This window comes from Sphingobacterium sp. CZ-UAM, from assembly GCF_002000245.1.
GTDB lineage: Bacteria > Bacteroidota > Bacteroidia > Sphingobacteriales > Sphingobacteriaceae > Sphingobacterium.
Genome location: NZ_MTCM01000002.1, coordinates 777,338 through 799,341, shown reverse-complemented (window position 1 = coordinate 799,341; position 22,004 = coordinate 777,338). Strand labels below are relative to the sequence as shown.

General features: G+C 38.5%; 25 protein-coding genes. 16 read left to right on the top strand and 9 right to left on the bottom strand.

All coding sequences use genetic code 11. The features are described from left to right. Positions 1–2 precede the first annotated feature (2 nt). From BWD42_RS13415 to BWD42_RS13390, 6 genes are all read right to left on the bottom strand, one after another. Positions 3–389, bottom strand: a complete 387-nt coding sequence (locus tag BWD42_RS13415) for a hypothetical protein (RefSeq protein ID WP_077436881.1) — start codon at positions 387–389, stop codon at positions 3–5. Positions 390–775: 386 nt separating this feature from the next. After that, on the bottom strand, positions 776–1,144 hold the full coding sequence (locus tag BWD42_RS13410) for a hypothetical protein (protein WP_077436880.1): 369 nt from the start codon (positions 1,142–1,144) through the stop codon (positions 776–778). Between the two features lie 81 nt (positions 1,145–1,225). Continuing rightward, on the bottom strand, positions 1,226–2,275 hold the full coding sequence (lpxK, locus tag BWD42_RS13405; protein WP_077436879.1) for a tetraacyldisaccharide 4'-kinase: 1,050 nt from the start codon (positions 2,273–2,275) through the stop codon (positions 1,226–1,228). Continuing rightward, the gene (locus BWD42_RS13400) at positions 2,275–2,739 is read right to left on the bottom strand and encodes a gliding motility lipoprotein GldH (RefSeq protein ID WP_077436878.1); all 465 of its coding nucleotides are present in this window, start codon (positions 2,737–2,739) and stop codon (positions 2,275–2,277) included. The genes lpxK and BWD42_RS13400 overlap by 1 nt, the downstream gene beginning before the upstream one ends. Before the next feature lie 54 nt (positions 2,740–2,793). After that, positions 2,794–4,176 (bottom strand): stage 0 sporulation family protein, encoded by a 1,383-nt coding sequence (locus BWD42_RS13395; RefSeq protein WP_175992057.1) that lies wholly within the window; start codon positions 4,174–4,176, stop codon positions 2,794–2,796. Positions 4,177–4,186: 10 nt separating this feature from the next. Then, on the bottom strand, positions 4,187–5,329 hold the full coding sequence (locus BWD42_RS13390) for an ATP-binding protein (protein ID WP_077436876.1): 1,143 nt from the start codon (positions 5,327–5,329) through the stop codon (positions 4,187–4,189). 209 nt (positions 5,330–5,538) lie between these two features. Between BWD42_RS13390 and dnaN the strand changes: the two genes are divergently transcribed. The 10 genes from dnaN (at position 5,539) to BWD42_RS13340 (ending at position 13,342) form a co-directional block, all read left to right on the top strand. Continuing rightward, positions 5,539–6,660 (top strand): DNA polymerase III subunit beta, encoded by a 1,122-nt coding sequence (gene dnaN, locus BWD42_RS13385; protein ID WP_077436875.1) that lies wholly within the window; start codon positions 5,539–5,541, stop codon positions 6,658–6,660. A gap of 14 nt (positions 6,661–6,674) precedes the next feature. Continuing rightward, complete coding sequence (locus tag BWD42_RS13380) at positions 6,675–7,337, top strand: DedA family protein (protein WP_077436874.1); 663 nt, start codon at positions 6,675–6,677, stop codon at positions 7,335–7,337. A 25-nt stretch (positions 7,338–7,362) separates the two neighbouring features. Next, positions 7,363–8,010 (top strand): DedA family protein, encoded by a 648-nt coding sequence (locus tag BWD42_RS13375; RefSeq protein ID WP_077436873.1) that lies wholly within the window; start codon positions 7,363–7,365, stop codon positions 8,008–8,010. Positions 8,011–8,053: 43 nt separating this feature from the next. After that, positions 8,054–8,626: a CAP domain-containing protein gene (locus BWD42_RS13370; protein ID WP_077436872.1), complete on the top strand. Its 573-nt coding sequence runs from the start codon at positions 8,054–8,056 to the stop codon at positions 8,624–8,626. Positions 8,627–8,719: 93 nt separating this feature from the next. Next, positions 8,720–9,595: a YicC/YloC family endoribonuclease gene (locus BWD42_RS13365; RefSeq protein WP_077436871.1), complete on the top strand. Its 876-nt coding sequence runs from the start codon at positions 8,720–8,722 to the stop codon at positions 9,593–9,595. A gap of 2 nt (positions 9,596–9,597) precedes the next feature. After that, positions 9,598–10,167, top strand: coding sequence for a guanylate kinase (gene gmk / locus BWD42_RS13360; protein WP_077436870.1), 570 nt, complete (start codon positions 9,598–9,600; stop codon positions 10,165–10,167). Positions 10,168–10,175: 8 nt separating this feature from the next. Then, positions 10,176–10,751, top strand: a complete 576-nt coding sequence (nadD, locus tag BWD42_RS13355; RefSeq protein ID WP_077436869.1) for a nicotinate (nicotinamide) nucleotide adenylyltransferase — start codon at positions 10,176–10,178, stop codon at positions 10,749–10,751. Between the two features lie 236 nt (positions 10,752–10,987). Next, entirely contained in the window at positions 10,988–11,743 is a 756-nt protein-coding gene (locus BWD42_RS13350) for a hypothetical protein (RefSeq protein ID WP_077436868.1), read from the top strand. After that, the gene (locus BWD42_RS13345; protein ID WP_077436867.1) at positions 11,724–12,503 is read left to right on the top strand and encodes a hypothetical protein; all 780 of its coding nucleotides are present in this window, start codon (positions 11,724–11,726) and stop codon (positions 12,501–12,503) included. The genes BWD42_RS13350 and BWD42_RS13345 overlap by 20 nt, the downstream gene beginning before the upstream one ends. Beyond that, entirely contained in the window at positions 12,500–13,342 is an 843-nt protein-coding gene (locus BWD42_RS13340; RefSeq protein ID WP_217700074.1) for an SUMF1/EgtB/PvdO family nonheme iron enzyme, read from the top strand. The genes BWD42_RS13345 and BWD42_RS13340 overlap by 4 nt, the downstream gene beginning before the upstream one ends. A 27-nt stretch (positions 13,343–13,369) precedes the next feature. Here BWD42_RS13340 and BWD42_RS13335 read toward each other — a convergent pair whose 3' ends face one another. The 3 genes from BWD42_RS13335 to kduI all read right to left on the bottom strand — a co-directional run bounded on the left by BWD42_RS13335 (position 13,370) and on the right by kduI (position 16,202). Next, positions 13,370–14,134, bottom strand: coding sequence for an SDR family oxidoreductase (locus tag BWD42_RS13335; RefSeq protein ID WP_175992064.1), 765 nt, complete (start codon positions 14,132–14,134; stop codon positions 13,370–13,372). Between the two features lie 5 nt (positions 14,135–14,139). Next, on the bottom strand, positions 14,140–15,267 hold the full coding sequence (locus BWD42_RS13330; RefSeq protein WP_077436864.1) for a DUF4861 family protein: 1,128 nt from the start codon (positions 15,265–15,267) through the stop codon (positions 14,140–14,142). Between the two features lie 89 nt (positions 15,268–15,356). Beyond that, positions 15,357–16,202: a 5-dehydro-4-deoxy-D-glucuronate isomerase gene (gene kduI, locus BWD42_RS13325; protein WP_077436863.1), complete on the bottom strand. Its 846-nt coding sequence runs from the start codon at positions 16,200–16,202 to the stop codon at positions 15,357–15,359. Between the two features lie 532 nt (positions 16,203–16,734). Between kduI and BWD42_RS13320 the strand changes: the two genes are divergently transcribed. From BWD42_RS13320 to BWD42_RS13290, 6 genes are all read left to right on the top strand, one after another. Next, a complete protein-coding gene (locus BWD42_RS13320) occupies positions 16,735–17,736 on the top strand; it encodes a helix-turn-helix domain-containing protein (RefSeq protein WP_077436862.1) in 1,002 nt (333 codons plus the stop codon). A 620-nt stretch (positions 17,737–18,356) separates the two neighbouring features. Beyond that, complete coding sequence (locus tag BWD42_RS13310; RefSeq protein ID WP_077436860.1) at positions 18,357–18,977, top strand: hypothetical protein; 621 nt, start codon at positions 18,357–18,359, stop codon at positions 18,975–18,977. A gap of 126 nt (positions 18,978–19,103) precedes the next feature. Beyond that, positions 19,104–19,784 carry a hypothetical protein gene (locus BWD42_RS13305; protein ID WP_139351150.1) on the top strand — a complete coding sequence of 227 codons (681 nt, stop codon included), beginning with the start codon at positions 19,104–19,106 and terminating at the stop codon, positions 19,782–19,784. A gap of 126 nt (positions 19,785–19,910) precedes the next feature. Beyond that, positions 19,911–20,720 (top strand): 5'/3'-nucleotidase SurE, encoded by an 810-nt coding sequence (surE, locus tag BWD42_RS13300; protein WP_077436858.1) that lies wholly within the window; start codon positions 19,911–19,913, stop codon positions 20,718–20,720. After that, on the top strand, positions 20,710–20,970 hold the full coding sequence (locus BWD42_RS13295; protein ID WP_077436857.1) for a hypothetical protein: 261 nt from the start codon (positions 20,710–20,712) through the stop codon (positions 20,968–20,970). Before surE ends, BWD42_RS13295 begins: the two co-directional genes overlap by 11 nt. A gap of 75 nt (positions 20,971–21,045) precedes the next feature. Next, positions 21,046–21,915 carry a menaquinone biosynthesis family protein gene (locus BWD42_RS13290; protein ID WP_077436856.1) on the top strand — a complete coding sequence of 290 codons (870 nt, stop codon included), beginning with the start codon at positions 21,046–21,048 and terminating at the stop codon, positions 21,913–21,915. Positions 21,916–22,004 lie beyond the last annotated feature (89 nt).

Here is a 22,004-nt window from a genome sequence, read left to right as displayed (position 1 = left end):
TGTTAGTTTGAACTGGATTCTGTTTTAGAAGGTTCGGTCGTTGTCGGAACAGCTTTTGCCGGACGTTCGGCAATTACCTTCTGATAAATAGTTTTTTGATCTTCTGTCAGTAATTGACTGACTTTTGTATCTACTTCTGTTTGAAGTTTATTCAGAGTTTCTCCTTTCGCAGCAGCCGTGGAAGTGCTGTCTTTTAGAATCGTTTCTTCTGCTTTTGCTTGATCCAATAGAATAGAGGATACAGCAGTTTTCTGTTCATCATTCAGATTCAGCTTTTGTACCAGTTCGGTAGTAGCTTTCGCAGCGGTTTCTTCAGGTGTAACCTGTTGGGCGAATGTCAGGCTAAGTGCCAGACACAATCCTATACTTGTTAAAATTAGCTTTTTCATATCTATTGTATTTAAAAAGTTACAACTATGATCTCTTGATATAAAAACTATTAATGTGGGGGTTATATTGTATCAAGTATGTTACTTTAACAAATTTTTAACGCTACATGTTTGTGTATCTTGTTTATTATCAATGGTATATGTGTTTTTTCTGCAAGATACAATAGATAACGATTGTTTTGTTTTAAATAAAGGGTGGGAATCGCTTTTGATATAAAAGAAAGGATAAGCTTACTTGGAAGGATAAATGGTCTTAAAAGACCTAATAATGGTATTACAAGGCTTTATAAGTCCTATGTTATAGAGAAGTATACTTCTATTATTTGGAGCTAACCATAGATTAAATCATAAAAAAGGTCGATAAATAATCGACCTTCTCCATTAAATTAGTTTTCAGAACGTTTTTTCATTCTCTCCTTCATTTTTTCTTGCTGTTCATCGAATAGCTTTACCTGATCCGGAGTGAGCCAGGATTTTATTTTAGTTGCCTGCGCTTCTTGAAGCTGTTTAAACTTTTCCATATTTGCTTTGCGGTCTCCACCATCACTTTTTATTGCCGCTCGCTGTTGGGCTTGGCTTAATGTAAGATTATAGATGGAATCTTTTTGCACTTGATTAAGTGTGAGTAGTTTGTCAAGATGTTCCACACGCATCTTTGCCTGCTCTTCGGGACTACGTTGTTGGCGCTGTTGCGCAAAAGAAACTGTTGTCGCCAGAAGTAGGCCGCTTATTACCATTAAAGTTTTCTTTTTCATCGCTTTATATTTTAAGTTTACTTTCTTTTTGAATATAAATTTGACTAAAAAGTTTACTAAAATGTTAGCCCTTAACAAAATTTAAGGTTGATTAACACTTAATGCGACTGTTTCACTTATAATATTACAAAAGTGATCTCTTTGCTCTGGATCATTAAATTTAAGTCCAATTGGTAAATAGATGAGTTCTATCGTATCGAAACGATCTTTATATGGCTTTAGCCGTTGATAGTCCTTTTCCGTGGTTAATACTATTTTATTGCTGCTATTTAGCGATTGGAAAGCTTTTATGATTTGGTCAATATCGGAGTCGTTAAATGTATGGTGATCTCCAAAAGAAATATGATTGACAGCGTTCGCTTTTTTCTTGACGTGATCTAGCAACGGCTGTGGCCTGGCAATACCAGTCACTAATATGATATCCTTATCTCGGATATCAATTGGTCTCCCATCAGCACTAACAGGCTCAAAATAGTCTATATGACTAAATGCGATCAAGGCCTCTCTATTATAACGACGGAGTTTTTCTTCTATGTGTATCTTTTCCTCACTAGAAATGTTAGGCGGACATTTTGTAACGACTATGATTTGCGCTCGTTTAGATTCAGTAAGTAAGTCTCTGAAATTTCCTGCAGGAAAAACAAACATCGGTTGAGAAAAAGATCTAAAATCGAATAAGAGGATATTAAATGATGCTGATAATTTTCGATGTTGAAAGGCATCATCCAAGATAATAAGCTGATGATCCGACTGAAGTTTTTCTATTCCAGTACAACGATCTTCACATACCGCTACTGTGACATTTGGAAGCTTGTTTTTGAATTGCAATGGTTCATCGCCTACATCAGTTGCCAAAGAATCTATTTGTACTGTCCGGAATCCTTTGGTCTTCCGGCCATATCCTCTGCTGAGGATAGCTACCTTGTAGTTACTACTGAGATAGGAGACAACAAATTCGGTCATGGGGCTCTTACCGGTACCACCAATAGCTAAATTACCAATTACGATGGTAGGAATTTGAAAAGATTGGGCTGGTAGCAAATGGAAATCATATAGCCGATTTCTTAACCATACGACTAATCCAAAAATAATGGAAAAAGGAAGAAGCAGATATCGTAGGAAAGTCCACATTATTTAGGTATTACGGTTAATCCAATATCTGTAATTTCTTGCAAGGGGTTTTCCCGCATATTCTGTTCAATGGATATCGTATATAATCCGGTGTCCGGAAATATATAATCTTTATGCAGGATAGCCTGTTGATTGTAGAGGCTACCGGATGATTTTCCCGCCCATCTTCCATCTGATTTTGCCAATTTAATTTCCTTGCGGAAGGTATGTGTTTTTTTATCAGGATTTTGCTGATAAATCAAAACAAAAAGATTAGAGAAAGCATATTCTGGAGTATGGCGTACATCCATTAATACATCATATTTCTTCGTATTGTCGCTAATATGAAATTGAAAACGAGGATGTGAAGTATGTAACCAAGTCTTATTTTCGATAGGTTTATTTTCATTTAAAATGGCAGTTTGGTCACAAGATGTCCATACACCAATACATAAAATTCCAAAAAGAAAAGCCTTTAGTTTCATTTTAAATCTATATAAATAGAATATGCCTAATATTTTTAATTAGGCATATCCGTTTTATTCTGTTTTTGAGGCAGTGTTGTTATTGTTGCCTTTGTTTTTATTTCTATGACGATTAAAGCGTTTTTTTGGTCGATTATTTTGACCTTCTTTATTCTCTTTGCCCGTCGGTGCCGTGTTTGCATTATCCGTATTGCTCTGCTGTTTTGCTACCACCTGCTTTGGAGAGTTTTGTTCAGCTTTATCGTTTTTCTGGCTATTTTTATTTTCCGGTTTGGCATTATTGCTTTTCGTTTTCCGTTTTTTCTTCCTTTTATTGCGATCATCCAGACGTGTCAAACTATCTTGACCGACTACATTCTCGTAATCGTAATTGACAATCTTTTCCTCTCGGATTTCTTCGGTATCTATTACACTTGATATAGCCTCAGGTTTAATTCCCTGCTTGTTCATTTCAACAAGTTCTTTGACCTGTTGAACTGGCATAGCAATCCAGTTTTCTGCTCCTGGGAAAGAAAACCACATCATTTTTTTGAAGATATCAGTTTTCTGGAGATAAGCGACACCTTTTTGTGTCTCAATACGATCTATATTATTTGGAATGTCTTTCAATGCATCCATATAACTATCCAATTCATAATTGAGACAGCATTTCAATTTGCCACATTGCCCGGCCAGCTTTAACGTATTTAATGATAAGTTCTGATAACGGGCGGCTGAAGTCGATACCGTTTTAAAGTCTGTCAGCCAAGTAGAGCAGCATAGCTCGCGGCCACAGGATCCGATACCGCCAAGACGGCTTGCTTCCTGTCGCATACCGATCTGTCGCATTTCAATCCGTATACGGAATGCTTCGGCCATTTTCTTGATCAATTCACGAAAATCCACACGACCTTCTGCTGTATAATAAAACGTTGCTTTCGTTTTATCCCCCTGATAGTCTACGTCGGAAATCTTCATCGATAAGCCTAAGTCTAAAGCAAGTTTACGCGCTTTATGCATGGTTTCCCATTCAAGATCTTTTGCCGCATTATACTTTTCTACATCCACTTCATTCGGTTTCCGATAGATTTTTTTTGTTACCATCTCCGGGGTAACATTATTCTTTTTTAACTGTAATCTAACCAATTCACCAGTCAAAGAAATGTGGCCTACATCATATCCACCTGTTGAGGGCTCTACAATGACCATTTCGCCCATTTCAAGGTAAAGGTTGTCTACATTAATAAAGAAATCTTTTCGAGATCCTTTGAACCGTACTTCTACGATATTGAAGGGTTTATAGTTTGATGGCATATCCATATCGGAAAGCCAGTCATATACATCTAATTTATTACATCCGCTGGTCATGCAAGAGCCATTATTTTGGCATCCCGCCGGTGTACCATTTACTGTGGTAGTACCGCAACCTCCGCCGGATGAGCAACTGCCACATCCCATAGTTTTCTATTTATATATATTGAGTTCCTTTCGGAAACGTTTTGTATTTGTACATTAATGTTAATTGCAAAGATAAATCTAAAAATAATATTTTGGGATTCGCATTTCTTTCGACAAAATAGTGCGTTTCCTCAAATAGATTTATTGTTGCTTCAATTTGTTCTATATCATAATGAACTGCAAATTTTTGAACAAAGTCCAATTCTTTCGCAGGTAAAAATACCAAACTGGATAGCCCCTCTTTGATCAAAATAATCTGTCGCATTATATTGATCGCATAAAAAAGAAAGCTTTTTTGATTTTCACGCCCCATTTTAGACAATTCCTCTTCTACCAAAGAGATCATATTTGTACCAGCATCCGATACAATAAATCGTAACCAGTTGACCAGAATACCGAAATGATTATTGGTCTGTGTGTTGAGTTGATTCAATGCTTCCTGTATGTTTCCGTCCGCTATAAAAGCTATCTCGGATGCTTCTTGATCGGAAAGATGATGCATTGTTTTCAAGTAATCAACGACTTCGGTATGACCCAGTTTTTTTATTTTTACCAGCTGTGTCCGTGAAATAATGGTATTTAAAATTTTATCTTGATTTTCTGCAACAAGAATAAATAACGTTTTTTCGGGCGGCTCTTCAATCAATTTTAATAATGCGTTGCCTTGGGTATCCAAGTATTCGGGCAACCACATAATCAAAACTTTATATTCAGCTTCGAATGCTTTAAGACTTAATTTCTTGATGATACCATGTGCTTCGGCAATATTAATATTGACCTGTTTATTATCTGCATCCAACAGGTTTCGCCAGTATTCCAACCCCATGTAAGGATTGGTTAAAAAGGATTTTCGCCAGTTTTCAGCATAATCTGTCGCTGTATCTTCCTTGTGCTTGGCAATAAACGGATAAGACATGTGCAAATCTGGATGGATCAGTTTGCTGTATTTTCGGCAGGAAGGGCATTCGCCACAACTATCGGTCGTTTGTTTATTCTCACAGTTTAAAAACTGAGCATAAGCATAGGCTAGCGCAAGGCTTCCGGATCCCTCTGGGCCAAGAAATAATTGCGCATGACTCACACGGTTTTCATGAACCGTACGAACAAGATGTTCTTTGATGTCTCTATGCCCAATGATATCTTTAAACTGCATACACTATTGCTATTATACAAATGTAATAAATATTGTGATTTATAAGGGTGTATTTGCTTTCTATACTTTTGGAAGTGTGCTTATTAATTGAAATACAATCGCTTATTTACGTGTAATAAATCTTCGTATGTGGAAAGAAAGGCAGTTACAAAACCGAAAAATATTGATTAATTTGTGTATTATTGCACATAATAATTAGTAATTAGGAAATGAGATTCATTGTATCAACATCAATTTTATTAAAGCAGTTACAAGCTATCAATGGAGCATCTAGTACAAGTACTGTTTTACCAATATTGGAAAACTTTCTTTTTGAAATAAAAGACAATAACTTGACTATTTCTGCTACCGATCTGCAGACAAGTATGGTTACTTCTTTACAGATTGAAGCAAAAGAAGAAGGAAGGGTAGCAATGCCTTCAAAGATTTTGATAGAAACATTAAAAACTCTCCCTGATCAACCCGTTGCTTTTTCAGTAGACATGAATACATTGGCTATTGAAATTAGTGCTGGTGACGGTAAATATAAATTGAGCGGAGAAAATGCAGATGATTTTCCTAAAATTCCGTCTATTGATAACGGATCTATTATCCAAATGCCTGCTCCGGTTCTTTCAGAAGCTATCAGTAAAACCATCTTTGCGGTGAGCAATGACGAATTAAGACCGGCAATGTCTGGGGTTTTGGTACAATTGGCCGAGAAAAATGTAACTTTCGTTTCTACAGATGCACATAAATTGGTACGTTACACCAGATCGGATATCAGTGCTGAAAAACCTGCTTCACTTATTTTACCTAAGAAAGCACTTTCTCTGCTTAAGTCTTCACTACCTTCGGATGATACAACAGTATCTATCGAATATAATCAGACAAATGCATTTTTTAGCTTTGGCAATATCAATTTGATCTGTCGTTTGATTGATGAGCGCTATCCTGACTATGCTGCAGTGATTCCGCAGGTTAATCCAAATAAGCTAACTGTTGATAGACTACTTTTCTTAAATACATTAAGAAGGGTTGTAATTTTTGCGAATAAAACAACACACCAGGTACGTTTGAAGATCTCAGGTAGCGAATTGAATATCTCAGCTGAAGATCTGGATTTCTCTAATGAGGCACATGAACGTTTGTCATGTCAATTTGAAGGCGATGATATGGAAATAGGTTTTAATGCCAAGTTTTTGGTGGAGATGTTAAACAACCTTGAAAGCGAAGAAGTGGTTATCGAAATGAGCACACCAAATCGTGCCGGTTTGTTGATTCCTGCTACATCCGAAGATCATGAGGATATTTTAATGTTGGTTATGCCAGTAATGTTGAATAACGCTTAATCTCCTGATCGGTTTTGGAAATAATTACACATCTTATTGACTTTATTCTCCATATTGATAAGCATTTGGTTGAAATCGTCAACGACTATCAGCTATGGACATACCTTATTTTGTTTCTCATTATTTTTGTTGAAACAGGTGTTGTTGTCATGCCTTTCTTGCCCGGAGATTCCCTATTGTTTGCTGCCGGAATGCTTGCTGCACAACCAAATGACCTTAATGTGTGGTTAATGATCTTGATTTTGTTGATAGCAGCGGTAACTGGAGATTCGCTGAATTACTCCATAGGAAAGCACTTCGGGATGCGATTAACAAAAATCAAACTTTTTGGCAAACAGGTTGTCAAGGATGAGCAGATTGCCAAAACACATGCTTTCTATGACAAATATGGTAGTAAAACAATTGTAATTGCCCGTTTTGTCCCTATTGTACGTACGCTAGCACCATTTGTTGGCGGAATCGGAAAAATGAATTACGGCACTTTTATCACTTATAACGTTGTTGGGGCGGTATTGTGGGTCGGCGGTATAACGTTAGCTGGCTATTTTTTGGGTAATATTCCAATTATTCGAGATAACTTTTCGAAAGTGGTACTACTGATCATTTTTATTTCAGTACTGCCTATTATATTTGAGTTGGTCAAAGAAAAAATAAAAACTAAAAAGGGAGTTCAATAGGGCTCCCTTTTTTTATTTATCAAATATGGAGATTGTTTCTCAGCTGGTCGATTTTATCCTACATATTGATCAACACCTGTTGCAGATTGTCAATACCTATGCTGGATGGACTTATTTCATTCTATTCTTGATTATATTTGCTGAAACAGGATTTGTGGTTACACCATTCCTTCCGGGAGATTCAGTATTATTTGCATTGGGAACCATTATTGCCCGACCAGAAAGCAATCTTTCACTGTCACTTTTCCTATTTATTCTAATATGTGCGGCTATTTCTGGCGATTTTGTGAATTATGAGATAGGTAAATATTTTGGAATTCGAGTTTTTAAACCAGATTCAAAAATTTTTAAACCATCCTATCTTCAAAAAACACAAGATTTCTATGCAAAATATGGTACTAAAACCATTGTTTATGCTCGTTTTGTACCTATTGTCCGAACTTTTGCCCCTTTTGTAGCTGGTATTGGCAAAATGCCATACCGCATTTTTGGCAAATACAATATAGCAGGTGGTATATTATGGGTATCGTTATTTATTCTAGCGGGTTACTTTTTTGGGCAGATTCCTTTTTTCAAGCAGAATTTTTCCTTGGTTGTATTAGCTATCATATTTATTAGCCTAATACCCATGTTGATACAGTTTTTAGTGGTTAAAAGGTCAAAAAAAGATTAAACGTTAAATACTAAAGTCAGTCTTTTAAGGTTAAAGGATTGATATGAAATACTTCATTTTAGCATTTACCTTATTTGTCACACAGCTTGCTTTGGGGCAACGTGTCTCTGTCGATCGTCACCAAGCGAAAGAAGCCTACGATCTCTTGAATAAAATCCGAACAAATCCTGAGAGATATAAAAAGGAACTGAAGCTTTTTAATTTGCATAAGGTTACCCGAACAAAGCTTAATTGGAACAAACAACTTGCCGAAGTGGCAGAATATCGTGCTAAGGATATGGCCAAACGGTCTTATTTTGATCATGTCTCTCCTGAGGGTTATGGCCCCAATTATTTTATCGAAGAAGCCGGATACCCGCTCAATCAGGCTTGGTTAAAAAAAAGGAATGCCAATAATTTTGAATCCATTGCTGCTAATCGTGCCAGTGCGACCGATGCGATTAAAGCATTGATCATCGGTAGAGAGGCACCCGGTTATCATCACCGTACACATCTGTTAGGTATGGATCAGTGGAATGGCTCGCTATATGATATCGGAATCGGCTATGTAAAGTGTAAGGGGGCCAGACCTTACGAAAGCTATCTCGTTGTTATTATTGCTAAGCATGACTGGTAAATAAAATATCCTATTTGAAGGTAATTTGAGGAGTATCAGCAATTAATCTATGTTGCGTCTTCAACTTTTATTCGAAAAGTCATACCTTTGCATATGATAAAATCCATGACAGGATATGGCACGGCTTCCAAAGAAAACGGTAAAGTCAAGTATAGTGTCGAAATAAAGTCCTTAAATTCAAAATTCCTTGAATTAAATCTTCGTCTGCCCAAAGTAGTTTCGGACAAAGAATTGACCTTGCGCACAGAGTGCAGTAAACTTATTGAACGCGGAAAAGTTAATCTGAACGTGACCGTAGAATATACTGATCAAACAGCCAAGGCTTCATCCATCAACGCTGATTTACTGAAAAAATATTATGGTCAATTGCAGCAGATTGCAAATGAACTAAATGATAACCAAGTTAATCTATTTGAATTGGCGTTGAATATGCCGGAAGTTGTCACCAATAACGATGATACAGTTGATGATGAAGAATCCAGCGTATTGATGGATGCTTTTTACGATGCGGTCAGACATTTCAATACATTCCGTGAGGACGAGGGAAATGTACTGGCCCAAGATCTAAAAAAGAGAGCTGAACTTATCTTGACTTATCTGGGTGAGGTGGAAGGTTTGGAAGTTGAGCGTATCCCATTGATCAGACAACGTATAGAGCAATTTCTAAATGACAGCGTGGGCAAAGAGAACGTAGATCAAAATCGTTTTGAACAGGAACTTGTTTATTATATCGATAAATTGGATGTCACTGAAGAGAAAGTTAGATTGCGTTCCCATTGTAACTATTTTCTGAAAGCCTTTGATTCTGCTGACTCCAATGGTAAGAAACTAGGTTTTATCTCTCAAGAAATGGGCCGTGAAATCAATACCTTAGGGTCCAAAGCTAATCATGCCGGTATTCAGCAAATCGTGGTCAGAATGAAAGAAGAATTAGAAAAAATAAAGGAGCAATTGCTCAACGTATTATAAGGATGAGCGGTAAATTAATTATTTTCTCAGCACCGTCAGGGGCGGGAAAAACAACTATAGTAAGAGACCTATTAAGTAAACATGGTGATAAAATAGAATTTTCTATTTCTGCGAGTACCCGCGATCCCAGGGGACAGGAAGTCGATGGAAAAGACTACTACTTTATGTCCAAGGAAGAATTTTTGCATAAAGTGGCCAAACAAGAGTTTATCGAATTTGAAGAGGTATATTCGGGTACATTCTATGGCACTTTGCGTTCAGAAATCGAACGCATCTGGAAAGAGGGTAAAAATGTTATTTTCGATATCGATGTTGTTGGTGGGTTGCGCCTGAAATCTAAATTCCCAGAACAGGCTATCTCCATATTTGTACAGCCACCTTCCTTGGAAGTGCTTAAAGAACGTCTGACCGGACGCGGCACAGATTCGGAGGAAAAGCTGCAAGAGCGATTTGCTAAAGCTGAATTGGAACTTACCTATGCGAATAAGTTTGATGTGATCCTGAAGAATTATGATCTGGCGACGGCCTGTGCTGAAGCAGAAGAAATTGTCATGGGTTTTATCAATAAATAAAGCGCTAGATGAAAAAGATTGGTTTGTTTTTTGGTTCTTTTAATCCGGTGCATGTTGGGCATTTGATTATAGCAAATTACATGGCCAATTTTACCGGGCTGGATGAAGTTTGGTTTGTAGTATCGCCACAGAACCCCTTTAAGAAGAAATCAACCTTAGCAGATCCCTATGACCGTTTGGAAATGCTAAATCTTGCGGTTGAAGATTGTGAACATTTACGCGTAAGTGACATCGAATTCCATTTGCCGGTACCATCCTACACCATAGATACATTAACCTATCTAAAGGAAAAATATCCGACTAGAGAATTCGTGCTTTTAATGGGTGAGGATATCTTAGAATCATTGGAGAAATGGAAGAATGCTGAGATTATTTTGCGTGATTATCATATTTATGTGTATCCCCGGCCAGGCTATCATGGTGGGAAGCTAAAGGATCATCCTTCCATAACCATGACTGATACACCCTTAATGGAACTTTCCTCTACCTTTCTGCGAAAGGCAATTAAAGAGCATAAGAATATTCAGTTTTTCACGCCGCAAAAAGTGATTGATTTTATAGATAAAAAAGGGCTTTATTCATAAGGATTGCAAAATATACAAAGTGAATCCCCGGACTTGCTAAAAGGTCCGGGGATTTTTGTTTTCTATGTCCTTTGAAAACTAATGGAGCAGCGCATAGCTTTGGAAAATGTAGATATATCGAAAGTAATGCCATTAGGGATCAGAAGTAGATAAAGTTTATGATATTGGATTTGAGAAATGGAATTGTTTTTGGTAGGAATAATTTTATTACTTTTAAATAGCATTAATTATATTTTATGAGAGGTTTATTTTTAATACTTATTTGTCTAAGTAGCCTGACCCGTGTTTTTGCGCAGACAGAAAACGAAGCGGGAAGTGATTATATCATGGATCCCGCTGCTATTGAATTCAGAACGAAGATGACAATACCACCCTATGGATTGGCTAAAGTCAAAGCAATGATAGCAAAATTATCCCCAGTAGCGGATAAAGATGGTACAGATACTGGAGTATTGGCTCTCTCCGCAGTTGATTTTAAGAATCTTAGTTTACGTGAAAAATTTACGTATACGATGATCCACGCTGAAGTATATGCTCAAAATTGCGATATACCCGAAAACCAAAAGGCCATCGATAAGAAGATATTTGGCAAGTTGCTCGATGGTTTTAATGAAGCGTGGTGGTCGGAGAGGCAGACAGATTTTCTACAGGAAAATAGGGATTCAGTCATGAGGCTCATCCAGGAGTCTGTTACAAGAAGTAAACGGATGGGGGTGAATTATAAAGAAACTATTGAACAGATCAATGGCTGGCAAATGATTCCATTTATCATTGAATATGCAAAGAATACCCCTAAAGATAAGGATGCATTGACTTTATTGTTATTACTGATGAAACGTGGCGAGTATAGCGAATTCATGAAGTCAACTTCATTCAAAAAGCTATATGGCGATACGAGTAACTACTATTCCTATTTAGACTATAATAAGGAGAATGAAGCATTAATCTATCGTAGAGCAATGGGGTATTACAATGAAAAAAAAGGTAAATAAAATATGGGCTTGTTGGCTGATTTTGCTTGGCTTTATCAGCAGTCCGAGTTTTGGTCAAGAATATAAAGATGCCGCCTGGGATGAACCGCGATCAAAAGATTCACTTTATTATGCTATGCGGGAAAGGGCAAGCATACCCCCTTTTGGTCTCAAGAAGGTTCAGGACCTAGTTAAACAACGACTGAAGAGTCTGCCAGATGAGGCATTGGTAGACTATGATGCTGGAATTTCGCGCACCAACTTTGACAAGTTGAGCTTCGAAGAAAAGTTTACTTATACCATGATCTATCCGGAAATCTATAGTCAGGCTTGTGCCGAGCGAATGTTTGTATTCGAACCCCAGAAGAAGATATTTGGGCATTTACTTTTTGTTTATAATGGTGTCTTCTGGAGTGAACGGCAACTCCGGTTTATGAAAGATAATAAAAAAAGAATAATCGATTTGATTAGGAATCAAGCGAGCCGAAATCGTTCCCTTGGATTAAACTATAAAACTGCTTTGATAGAGATTGATGGATGGGAAAGTATTCCTTTTTTGATCAGTTTTTATAAAAAAAATCCGAAGGATAAGGATATATTGACCACTTTGCTCCAGTTATTAAAGAAATCAGATTTGGAAGGGTTTGAACAATCTAAAATATACAATACGTTATACGGAGCAGATACACATTATGATAGTTGCATAAATTTTTCGAGCGCCAACGAAGCGTATATTATTGAATCCGCTAAAACCCTCTACAACAAACGTCAAAACCAGTGAGATTAGCAATATTGATATGGGCCATATTTCTCCTAAACTGTCTATCATTAATGGGGCAGGAGAAGGGATATGTTTTAATTCCTGGGGGAGATTATCAATTGGGGGATACGATGAGTCTGGATAATCCGAAAAGAACAGTACACGTTGAACCTTTTTGGATTGCCCAATACGAACTGACCAATGCCGAATTTGAAAAATTTATACAGGCGACGGGCTATCAGACTTTGGCAGAACGATATCATAATGCGATGGTATTTGAGCCTGGGCTTGCGGAATTCCGGTGGCTGCAGGATAGTACTGCTTATTGGCGTTTTCCAAATGGGATAAGCCGGGGTGGTATAATGGACAAAATGGATCATCCTGTTACTTGTATATCTTTTAAAGACGCATTGGCTTTTTGCGCTTGGGCTAATTGCCGCTTACCCACTTTTGAGGAGTGGGAGGTCGCTGCGCGAGCGGGAAATGATGGACGTTATTTTGATGGGGTGAATAAGGAAAATATAGGTCAATATGCCAATATATGGCATGGTAGGGATCACCTTAAAGCTGACTTATCCGACGGTTATATGTATACTTCTCCGGTAGGGGCATTCAGACCGAATCCATGGGGACTTTATGATGTATTTGGTAATGTATTTGAATTTTGTTGGGGCAAGCTAAATAGGGATGGGGAGCGTTATGTGGCTCATGCAAGAGGAGGGTCATGGTGGTGCAGTAGAAATAGCTGTTCGGCATTCAATACAGTCTATATTGGTTCTGTTAGCCCGAATGCCTCATTCAGTAATCTCGGATTTAGGATCGTAAAAAAAGTCTTTACCCCGAAGGACAAAGACTTTTAAAACGAAAAATCCTAAAAGGTTGATTTTTTATCTTCCCATCCAGCCACCATCGACAGTAAGGATGGTGCCATGTACGTAATTTGCTGCTTTTGAAGCAAGGAATACCGCTGGGCCTTTAAAGTCTTCCGGCGTACCCCAGCGTCCAGCAGGTATACGGTCCAGGATAGATTTAGAACGCTCTGGATCGTCTCTCAATGCTTCCGTATTATCCGTTGCAATATAACCTGGAGCAAAACCATTTACATTTACTCCCTTAGCGGCCCATTCATTTGCAAAAGCCTTTACCAATGACCCTATTGCACCTTTGGAGGCTGCATATCCAGGAACGTTTATGCCGCCTTGAAAAGTCAATAACGATGCCGTGAATACAATTTTTCCAGTTCCACGTGAAATCATATCTTTTCCAATTTCCCTTGTCAGGATGAATTGTGCATTTTGATTGATTTCAATGATTTCATCCCAGTACTCATCGGGATGTTCAGCTGCTGGTTTACGTAGGATATTTCCGGCGTTGTTGAAAAGGATGTCTATGGTTGGATGCTCCGATTTTACTTTTTCAATAAATTGATAGAGTTCGGTTCTTTTTGAAAAATCACATTGATAAGCATAAAAATTCCTTCCTAATGCTTGGATGGATCTTTCTACCGCCGACCCTGTTGTCTCCAGCGATGCTGAAACACCAATGATATCTGCCCCAGCTTCCGCTAATGCTTCGGCTATAGCTTTACCTATGCCTCTTTTACAGCCAGTTACCAAAGCGACCTTCCCGGTCAAATCAAAAGATTGCAGTATGGACATTATTTCGAGTATTTTATCGTTAATGGTTGATTTAAGTTATTTCTGAATTCTCTGATATAGGATTGCCATTGATCAAAACTGGTTATTTTTCCCGCTTTGTTGAATGCAGCTCCAGCAAAATAGGTCAAAGGGCTGTTGTTTGTGACCGTAGTTGCCAATAAAAACTGTTTTGGGCTATCCTTAAATATATATTTTACTTTGTTAGGCAAGATCACGGCGGTCCCAGTGATTTTATCCCCCTCTGCAGGCTCCCAATAAGCTAAAATACCATTTTTGGTGTCATTTAAGAGCTGAGGTTTATCCTCTTTTCGTTTGGCAAGACCAACGACTACAGGGGTGCTGCTTGAAGTCGTATTTTTGATTGCATAACGTATTTTGTTCAGTTGGCTTCCCGCGTCCAGCGAGACTGTTTTTTCAACTTGTATATTTTGACCCTTGACATTTTCTGGTTCATAGATAAGCTTAAACGTCGTGCGTAAGGGACCATTATCTAAGACTTCATATTGACGATAATGTTTGTGATAGACGACCTGCTGATCAATAAATGGAGTTGCGTCGCCTACTCCTAGAGTTTGACCCACAGAATAGTAATCTAAGCCTTTACCATGATCGGCATGATAATCCCCTGTTTTATACCATTCGTCAATAATAAGGTCATTTGTTCTCTTAGCCCAAAAATCAAATCCTTGGGCATCTTCAGAGCTACCCTCTAATGCTTTTCCATAGGCCCTGAATGCAGCAATGTCATTTTCCCAGGCAAAGTCATCCTTACGTTCGGGGACATAACGTGCAAATGTTTTGGTCGCAACGGTTTTTGGATTATTTCCAGTTACACCAAAAGTCAAAGCACTTCGAGGCGCAATAGATACTTGTATCAGTACATTTTGAGGGGTTGACTGTCCTAGCTTTTCCAATTGGTAAGCCAGTTCCGCTTTATCCTTGCTATCAACAATCGTAAAGACATTTTTCTTCAACTCGAAATGTTTTTCGAATGTTGCATAAGGAATACTGATCAGCTCTGTTCTAGATACTGCTGAAGGATTTTTAACCGTAATCGTCTTATTGTTTTGGGCAAAAGCGATACTCGAAAGCCCTAGCGTTAAACTTAATATGAATGTTCTCTTCATTTGATAAAGGATTAAAGAAAAAAGATTAAAGACAGTGTTTGTAAGCGGGATGCTTGACCAGCCAAGATCTCAAATCTATTATCTAAATACTACTTAAGTTCGGTAATAGCACATTTATCCATATCATCGTAGTCGAGGTTTTCGCCCGCCATACCCCAGATAAATGTATAGTTGGATGTTCCAGCTCCTGAGTGAATTGACCAAGGTGGAGAAATGACAGCCTGATCATTATGCATCCAGATATGACGTGTTTCGTCTATCGGTCCCATAAAATGAGATACAGCCTGACCTTCTGGCAATTCAAAGTAAAAATAAACCTCCATACGACGGTCATGCGTATGCGATGGCATCGTATTCCATACGGATCCTGGCTTTAGCTCTGTCATTCCCATTTGTAGCTGACAGGTCTGTACAACTTTATTCAGCAACATCTGATTGATGGTACGGTGGTTGGCTGTTTCCAGAGATCCTAATTCTATTTTATTGGCATCTTCCTTAGTGACCTTTTTGGTAGGATAACTCTGGTGCGCTGGAGTTGAGTTTAAATAAAACTTTGCCGGATTCGCACTGTCTTGGCTTGAAAAATAGATATCTTTTGCGCCTTGTCCGATATAGAGCGCTTCTTTGGTTTTAAGTTCATACAATGTTCCATCTACCTCTACCTGCCCATTACCGCCGACATTGATAATACCCAATTCTCTTCTAGAGAGAAAGTAAGGTTCTTTTAATAATTCAGGGATTGTTTCTAATTTAATTTTAGAATTTACAGGCATTGCCCCACCGGCCATGTAACGATCATAGTGTGTATACACAAAGTTAATTTTATCCGTTTCAAAAACTTTTTCAATGAGAAAATTATCTCTTAATCCTTGTGTATCTAACGTTTTGTATTCTTTAGGCCCGATTGCATAACGGGATTCAAAATTAATGCTCATAACTGAATGATTTTTCTTTATTTGAAAGCTAAATTTAGGGCTAATATTTTTCAAAAACGATACAATCTTACGCAATCGATGTCGTATTGATTTGCTATAAATTTTTTGTCCTTATTTTAACTACTTGAGCCGGGTTATTTTAGTAAATTTCTGGTTTTTTCCACGATAGCACCTGTACATTGTTTCGGATGATATCTTCATCAGCACCATAGATTAGATGAGGGTTCGCTGTTTGAGGGCTGACCAACTCAGCAAAGTATTTTAAATTTTATTGTCTTTAATTTTGAGATATCTTGAAACTAATTTTGAAATATCTGATGTTAAACTTTGAAATTTCATAAAGTAAACTTTGAAAAATCTGTCGTAAAACGATTAAATAATCTTATTGATTTCAAGATTCAGGATAGCAGTAATATTCGATCTGTTACAGCCCTGGGAGAAATTTCCGGTTTATAGGTCGTAACAAAATTATGGCCTGTTTTGTTGTTACACATAAAGTCATTAAATTTAATGTAAGACACCAATTATTTGCATGCTCAAGCAGAATTTTGTTCAATCACTATATACACGATCAAATACCAATAGAAAATACGATGGTTATTTGGCTTTTTTGCCAGAGTCTGAGGAGGGGCAACTACTGTTGCCAATAGCAATAGCAAACCAACGCATATTCCAGACCGCTGACTTCGCGTGGATTGAATGCAAGCAGGAAAGCATTGATAAGCCATTTTCTGTTCCTATAAAAACGGATGATTATTCCTTTTGGATCCATCTTCATTTCGTTGGCAATGGAAAACTTAAATTGACAGCGCCATTAGTGATTTCATCGGGACAGGCTCATTGCTATCAACTGAAAGAACAGTCGCCCGAATTAGTACTTCATGAAGGAAAGTCATGGTTTCTGACATTGGGGATCGCGGGAAAACATTTGGACGGTTTAATGATCGAGTATCCCAAACTGAAGACTTTAATAACCGGTAGTAATCAACAAACTGAATTTTATTTTGGCCATACCCCGATCCAGAGCAAGCTATATGCTATTTTAGCGTCGTTGCAACGTTTTGAATTTCGCTCTTTTGGTACAGGCTTTCAGCTAGCAAATTGGAACTTGCGGTTATTCCAGCAACTGTTTCAGGACTTAAAGCCAGCTCAACCTGCTGCTGATAACAGCGATGCAATGCTTTATCATAACGCTGTTCGTTATATCCGTCAACATTTTAGTGACGAGGATATCTCGGTCACCAAGATCGCCGATGCAATGAATGTAAGCGTGCGTAAACTCTCACGTAGCTTTGAAGGGAAATCCTTTACCGTCGTCGGTATGATCCTCGAATATCGATTGTTGGATGCAAAAGAATATCTGCTGCACACCGATGATACATTAGCTTCCATCGCATTCTCGCTTAATTTTGCTTGTGCAAAGAACTTTTCCCGACAATTTAAAAAGCGATTTGGAATAGGTCCCAATGAATTTAGAGCTCAAAGACGTAAAAAAGAGCCTTTTGTTAAGAAATCAATTCGTTCACTGGGATAAAATTATGCCTCATCCTATTCGAACAAGACCTGGTTTCTCTAATCCCATAGTCCATTTGTGTCAAAAGCAAGCAAGCTCGCTTCAAATGAGGATGCTGTTGTTGTAAACGAGATCAGTGATGACCGAGATGAGTTCATCTTTTGTTCAAATGAGTTTAACGTCAGCTCAACACTGCCTTCATTTGAGCAAACAGTAAGATCGTTTCTCTTATCCTTGATTACATTTCCTCTAAAACAGCTCTGCTTTGGTCCATTCGAGATCAGCGATCATCCAAATGGATTAACTTTTTGATCAAACGAGATCAAAATATTGTCAAGTCTGAACTCATTTGGTTCATCGCTGATATCATTTGGTTCATCACTGGTATCATTTGATGAAAAGCTGAATGCATTTAACCAAAAGCAGGATCCCAACAGTAAGTGTTTGCTTACCACTAAAATGTGACTTTAAGGGGGAGCTGGTTATGATTTTTAGTCTATTTTTCAATGGAGGGGGCAAAATCGGCAACAGAAAGTCCTGTTTCGCCGAAAAGTTGGCCGATTTTGCCCCCATTTTCGCCAGGAGGCTGTCGTAGATTTGAGCCATTAACAAATTTATTTACATTTTAAATTATTACAATTATGGCAAAGCCAACAGTATCAAATCAAACTAACACTGAAGCAAAACTGCTTAAGTATGCTGAAAATGTTTTCAAAAAATCTACTGAAAACGCAAGTCTTTTCCCCGAAGCCACGACACTTCTGGCGGATCTGGGTGTAGTTCTCGAGCTTTTCCGAGATGGTATTACCGAAGCGAATTATCGCGATAAGCGTCAAGTCGTTATCAAAAATCAGCACGGAGCTAGGCTGAAACAGGCTTTGTACCATCTTTCATTACATGTAGAGCTTGTCGCAAACGGAGATGCCAACCTAATTCTGGCAGCGGGATTTATTCCGTCAAAGGACAAAGCAAACGCAGGCTACGTCGGTATTTCTCCGAAGCCAACCAGATTGACCGTACAATTGGGGGCACAAGGCTTGCTGATGGCTGAGCTGGGAGTCAAATCATGGCAATCAGCGCGCTTCTACCAATTTGAGTACCGTGCGGTCGGTGCAAATGCCTGGACAACAGTCATTAGTCCAAAATCGAAGGTTTCAATCAGAGACCTCGAACATTTGCAGGAATACGAGTTTCGTGTAACTTATTTGGGACCCGATCCTACACCTGTTTACAGTGATTCCGTACGATGTTATATCGTGTAACGGTTAATAGTGGTAATTTCCCTTAGGCATAGCAGAGGGAAATTGCCACTTTTTTACCGAATATATTTTTTCTTTGTTAGCTTTAAATAAGCGATTGCCAATTTAGAATAAACAATAACCATGGATATGAGAAATATCACGATCAACCATCCGTTAAGAACGATAAATTACCTGACAGAGGATATTGGCTCCCCTAGCCAATTGGAAGAAGGAGCATTATTGGCGTATAGAAAATCACATGATCAAGCCTGGTTCATGAAAACTCGCTTCGTAGAGGAAAGAGGGAATACCCTATTGGAGTCCATCGCGCTGGCAGATCTTGATGCAGAAATTGCCGACTTGACAGATATGCTGGAATGGTACAAGGAGACAGGAGAGCTAAATCAGGAGCAGCCGCTGGCTGATGTGGATATCAAATTACAGATCGAACTGCGTGACTGTTACCTAAAAATTGAAGAAGCGCATCGGCGTACGGTGAGATTCTATGATCGTATTGCCCTGCGTGAGCAAGTATACAATGATATTGTAGATAAGTATTACAGATATGAAAAACCATTAGATCCTTTAAAATTCAAGGTACTGGATGAGGTATTTGAGTTTGCCAGCGATATGAATGTCGATGTTGAATCGTTGAGCACTGACCTAGAGGATTTCCTGTCCGTATTATTACAGGTATATGATCTGCTGGAAGATTATTTTGTAGCTTATCATGATCTTTACAAAGGCTATGGCGACACCGTACATAAAATGGCATCGTTGACCAAATCGGCGCAGATCCTCCGCCCGTTTTGGCAAGCTCAAAGTTAATCCTTTTGGGTTCTAATTCCTAGAAAACGAGACCAATCCTGTACTCAATAGCCCCAATGAGCGTTTCTATGAATTAAAATTGTCCTTATTATTTACATCTCGGTTTCAGATTTGCTAACTTCGTATATGGTAAAGAAGAAACCGAATATTTTAGTTGTTAACGACGATGGTATCACAGCTCCGGGGATTAAGGTGTTGTTGGAAGAAATGCAAAAGATTGGCAATGTGGTTGTCGTCGCACCGGATTCAGCACAATCGGGGATGGGACATGCGATCACGCTCGGTCGGCCGCTGCGATTGGATAAAATCAATCTCTACGAAGGAGTGGAGATGTATCAATGTTCAGGAACACCCGTTGATTGTGTCAAGCTTGCGGTGAATAAAGTCTTCAAAGGGCAGAAGCCGGATATCTGCGTGTCCGGGATTAACCATGGACTCAACAATTCCATCAATGTGCTGTATTCAGGAACAATGTCCGCTGCGGTGGAGGGGGCGATCGAAGGAATACCGTCTGTCGGTTTTTCGTTGGATAATTTTTCTCATGATGCAGACTTTAGCTACTGTAGGCCATATGTAATTTCCATAACAGAACAGGTCTTGGCCAACGGCCTACCTAAAAACACCTTGCTGAATGTTAATTTTCCGCAAACGCAAGGGTTCAAGGGGATTAAAATCTGTAGACAGGCTGGAGGACATTGGGTGGAGGAATTTGATGAGCGTATAGACCCCCACAACCGTGATTATTATTGGACCACGGGAAAATTTGTTTTGCAGGATCGGGGGGAAGATACGGATAGCTATGCGCTGGCAAATGGCTATGTATCGGTTGTTCCTACGCAGTTTGATATGACTGCACATCATGCCATACCCGAACTGAATTCATGGAGTTTTGACCATTTGGAAGGTACAACAAAACATAGCAAAGGTGAAAAATAATCTTTGGGTAGGCTCGGGCATAGGAATTGCTTTTCCCTTGCTGGCATTTTTGTTGGTGCGTTTCACCGATATCGAACTTCATTTTCTGCCCGAGAAGCCAATGGCAACCTATACCATTGCCGTATTGATCAATTTGATTTTCTTAAGGTTTGCATACCGTTCAGGTAATGATCAAATAGGAAAAGGAATTATTCTCATGACATTTTTAGCCATGATATTATATTTAATTACACATAAAGTGACGGTATAAAACAACATGTAAATAAGTGGCAGCACAGTACTTGTTTACGAAATTTTTATCTGTCCATATTTTAAGAAGAATAAGATGAAATTAACATTGGGGTTTTCTCCCTGTCCAAACGATACATTTATATTTGACGCCTTGATTCATCATAAGATCGATACAAGAGGGCTGGAGTTTGAAGTAGCGTATCAAGACGTTGAGACATTAAATTTAAAGGCCTTCCAAGGAGATCTTGATATCACCAAACTGAGTTATCATGCTTTTGCTTATGCCGTTGAAGACTATGAACTCTTGGATGCAGGTAGCGCTCTGGGCTTTGGTGTAGGGCCAATGCTTATTGCTAAGGATGCCGACTTGGCAAAAAAACTTCAGGATAAACTGCAGAATGGTGAAGGTTTAGGCGAATTTGATAAGTTGAAGGTCGGATATCCGGGTAAGTTTACAACGGCGAATTTCCTGTTAGGCCTGGCATTTCCGGAATTAACCAATAAAATAGAGCTGGTTTTTTCCGATATTGAGGGTGCATTATTGGATGGTTCAATTGATTTGGGACTTATTATTCATGAAAATCGGTTTACTTACGCAGAAAAAGGATTGTATAAGGTGGTTGATCTCGGCGAATATTGGGAAAGTACGACAAAATTTCCGATTCCCCTGGGAGGTATCGTCGTGAAGAGGTCGTTGCCAAAGGATGTGAAAGATACGCTTAACACAATTTTAAAAGAGAGTGTAGAGTTTGCTTTTTCAAATCCAAAGTCCGGCTTGGAGTTTATCCGTAGCCATGCGCAGGAAATGAGCGAGGAGGTGATGTATAAGCATATTGAGCTTTATGTCAATAAGTATTCGGTCGAACTGGGGGCTGAAGGGCGTAATGCCATTACTAAAATGTTTGAAAAAGCACAGGAAATGGGCTTTATCCCGCATTCGGATAAAAAACTTTTTCTTTCATAGTATTGCCCAACTTTATTTAGCCCTTGTATACTTTAATCGTCTGTACGGAAAGGATCAGCCATGTTTTTAAGTATTGCTATTTTTGATCT

Excerpts from the sequence above, each read along its gene's own strand:
- gmk (WP_077436870.1), top strand. The coding sequence starts at position 9,598 with ATGAGCGGTAAATTAATTATTTTCTCAGCACCGTCAGGGGCGGGAAAA.
- nadD (WP_077436869.1), top strand. The coding sequence starts at position 10,176 with ATGAAAAAGATTGGTTTGTTTTTTGGTTCTTTTAATCCGGTGCATGTT.
- BWD42_RS13290 (WP_077436856.1), top strand. The coding sequence starts at position 21,046 with ATGAAATTAACATTGGGGTTTTCTCCCTGTCCAAACGATACATTTATA.
- BWD42_RS13310 (WP_077436860.1), top strand. The coding sequence starts at position 18,357 with ATGGCAAAGCCAACAGTATCAAATCAAACTAACACTGAAGCAAAACTG.
- kduI (WP_077436863.1), bottom strand. The coding sequence starts at position 16,202 with ATGAGCATTAATTTTGAATCCCGTTATGCAATCGGGCCTAAAGAATAC.
- BWD42_RS13320 (WP_077436862.1), top strand. The coding sequence starts at position 16,735 with ATGCTCAAGCAGAATTTTGTTCAATCACTATATACACGATCAAATACC.
- BWD42_RS13390 (WP_077436876.1), bottom strand. The coding sequence starts at position 5,329 with ATGCAGTTTAAAGATATCATTGGGCATAGAGACATCAAAGAACATCTT.
- BWD42_RS13375 (WP_077436873.1), top strand. The coding sequence starts at position 7,363 with ATGGAGATTGTTTCTCAGCTGGTCGATTTTATCCTACATATTGATCAA.
- BWD42_RS13350 (WP_077436868.1), top strand. The coding sequence starts at position 10,988 with ATGAGAGGTTTATTTTTAATACTTATTTGTCTAAGTAGCCTGACCCGT.
- BWD42_RS13410 (WP_077436880.1), bottom strand. The coding sequence starts at position 1,144 with ATGAAAAAGAAAACTTTAATGGTAATAAGCGGCCTACTTCTGGCGACA.
- dnaN (WP_077436875.1), top strand. The coding sequence starts at position 5,539 with ATGAGATTCATTGTATCAACATCAATTTTATTAAAGCAGTTACAAGCT.
- BWD42_RS13330 (WP_077436864.1), bottom strand. The coding sequence starts at position 15,267 with ATGAAGAGAACATTCATATTAAGTTTAACGCTAGGGCTTTCGAGTATC.
- surE (WP_077436858.1), top strand. The coding sequence starts at position 19,911 with ATGGTAAAGAAGAAACCGAATATTTTAGTTGTTAACGACGATGGTATC.
- BWD42_RS13365 (WP_077436871.1), top strand. The coding sequence starts at position 8,720 with ATGATAAAATCCATGACAGGATATGGCACGGCTTCCAAAGAAAACGGT.
- BWD42_RS13400 (WP_077436878.1), bottom strand. The coding sequence starts at position 2,739 with ATGAAACTAAAGGCTTTTCTTTTTGGAATTTTATGTATTGGTGTATGG.
- BWD42_RS13370 (WP_077436872.1), top strand. The coding sequence starts at position 8,054 with ATGAAATACTTCATTTTAGCATTTACCTTATTTGTCACACAGCTTGCT.
- BWD42_RS13305 (WP_139351150.1), top strand. The coding sequence starts at position 19,104 with ATGAGAAATATCACGATCAACCATCCGTTAAGAACGATAAATTACCTG.
- lpxK (WP_077436879.1), bottom strand. The coding sequence starts at position 2,275 with ATGTGGACTTTCCTACGATATCTGCTTCTTCCTTTTTCCATTATTTTT.
- BWD42_RS13395 (WP_175992057.1), bottom strand. The coding sequence starts at position 4,176 with ATGGGATGTGGCAGTTGCTCATCCGGCGGAGGTTGCGGTACTACCACA.
- BWD42_RS13415 (WP_077436881.1), bottom strand. The coding sequence starts at position 389 with ATGAAAAAGCTAATTTTAACAAGTATAGGATTGTGTCTGGCACTTAGC.
- BWD42_RS13345 (WP_077436867.1), top strand. The coding sequence starts at position 11,724 with ATGAAAAAAAAGGTAAATAAAATATGGGCTTGTTGGCTGATTTTGCTT.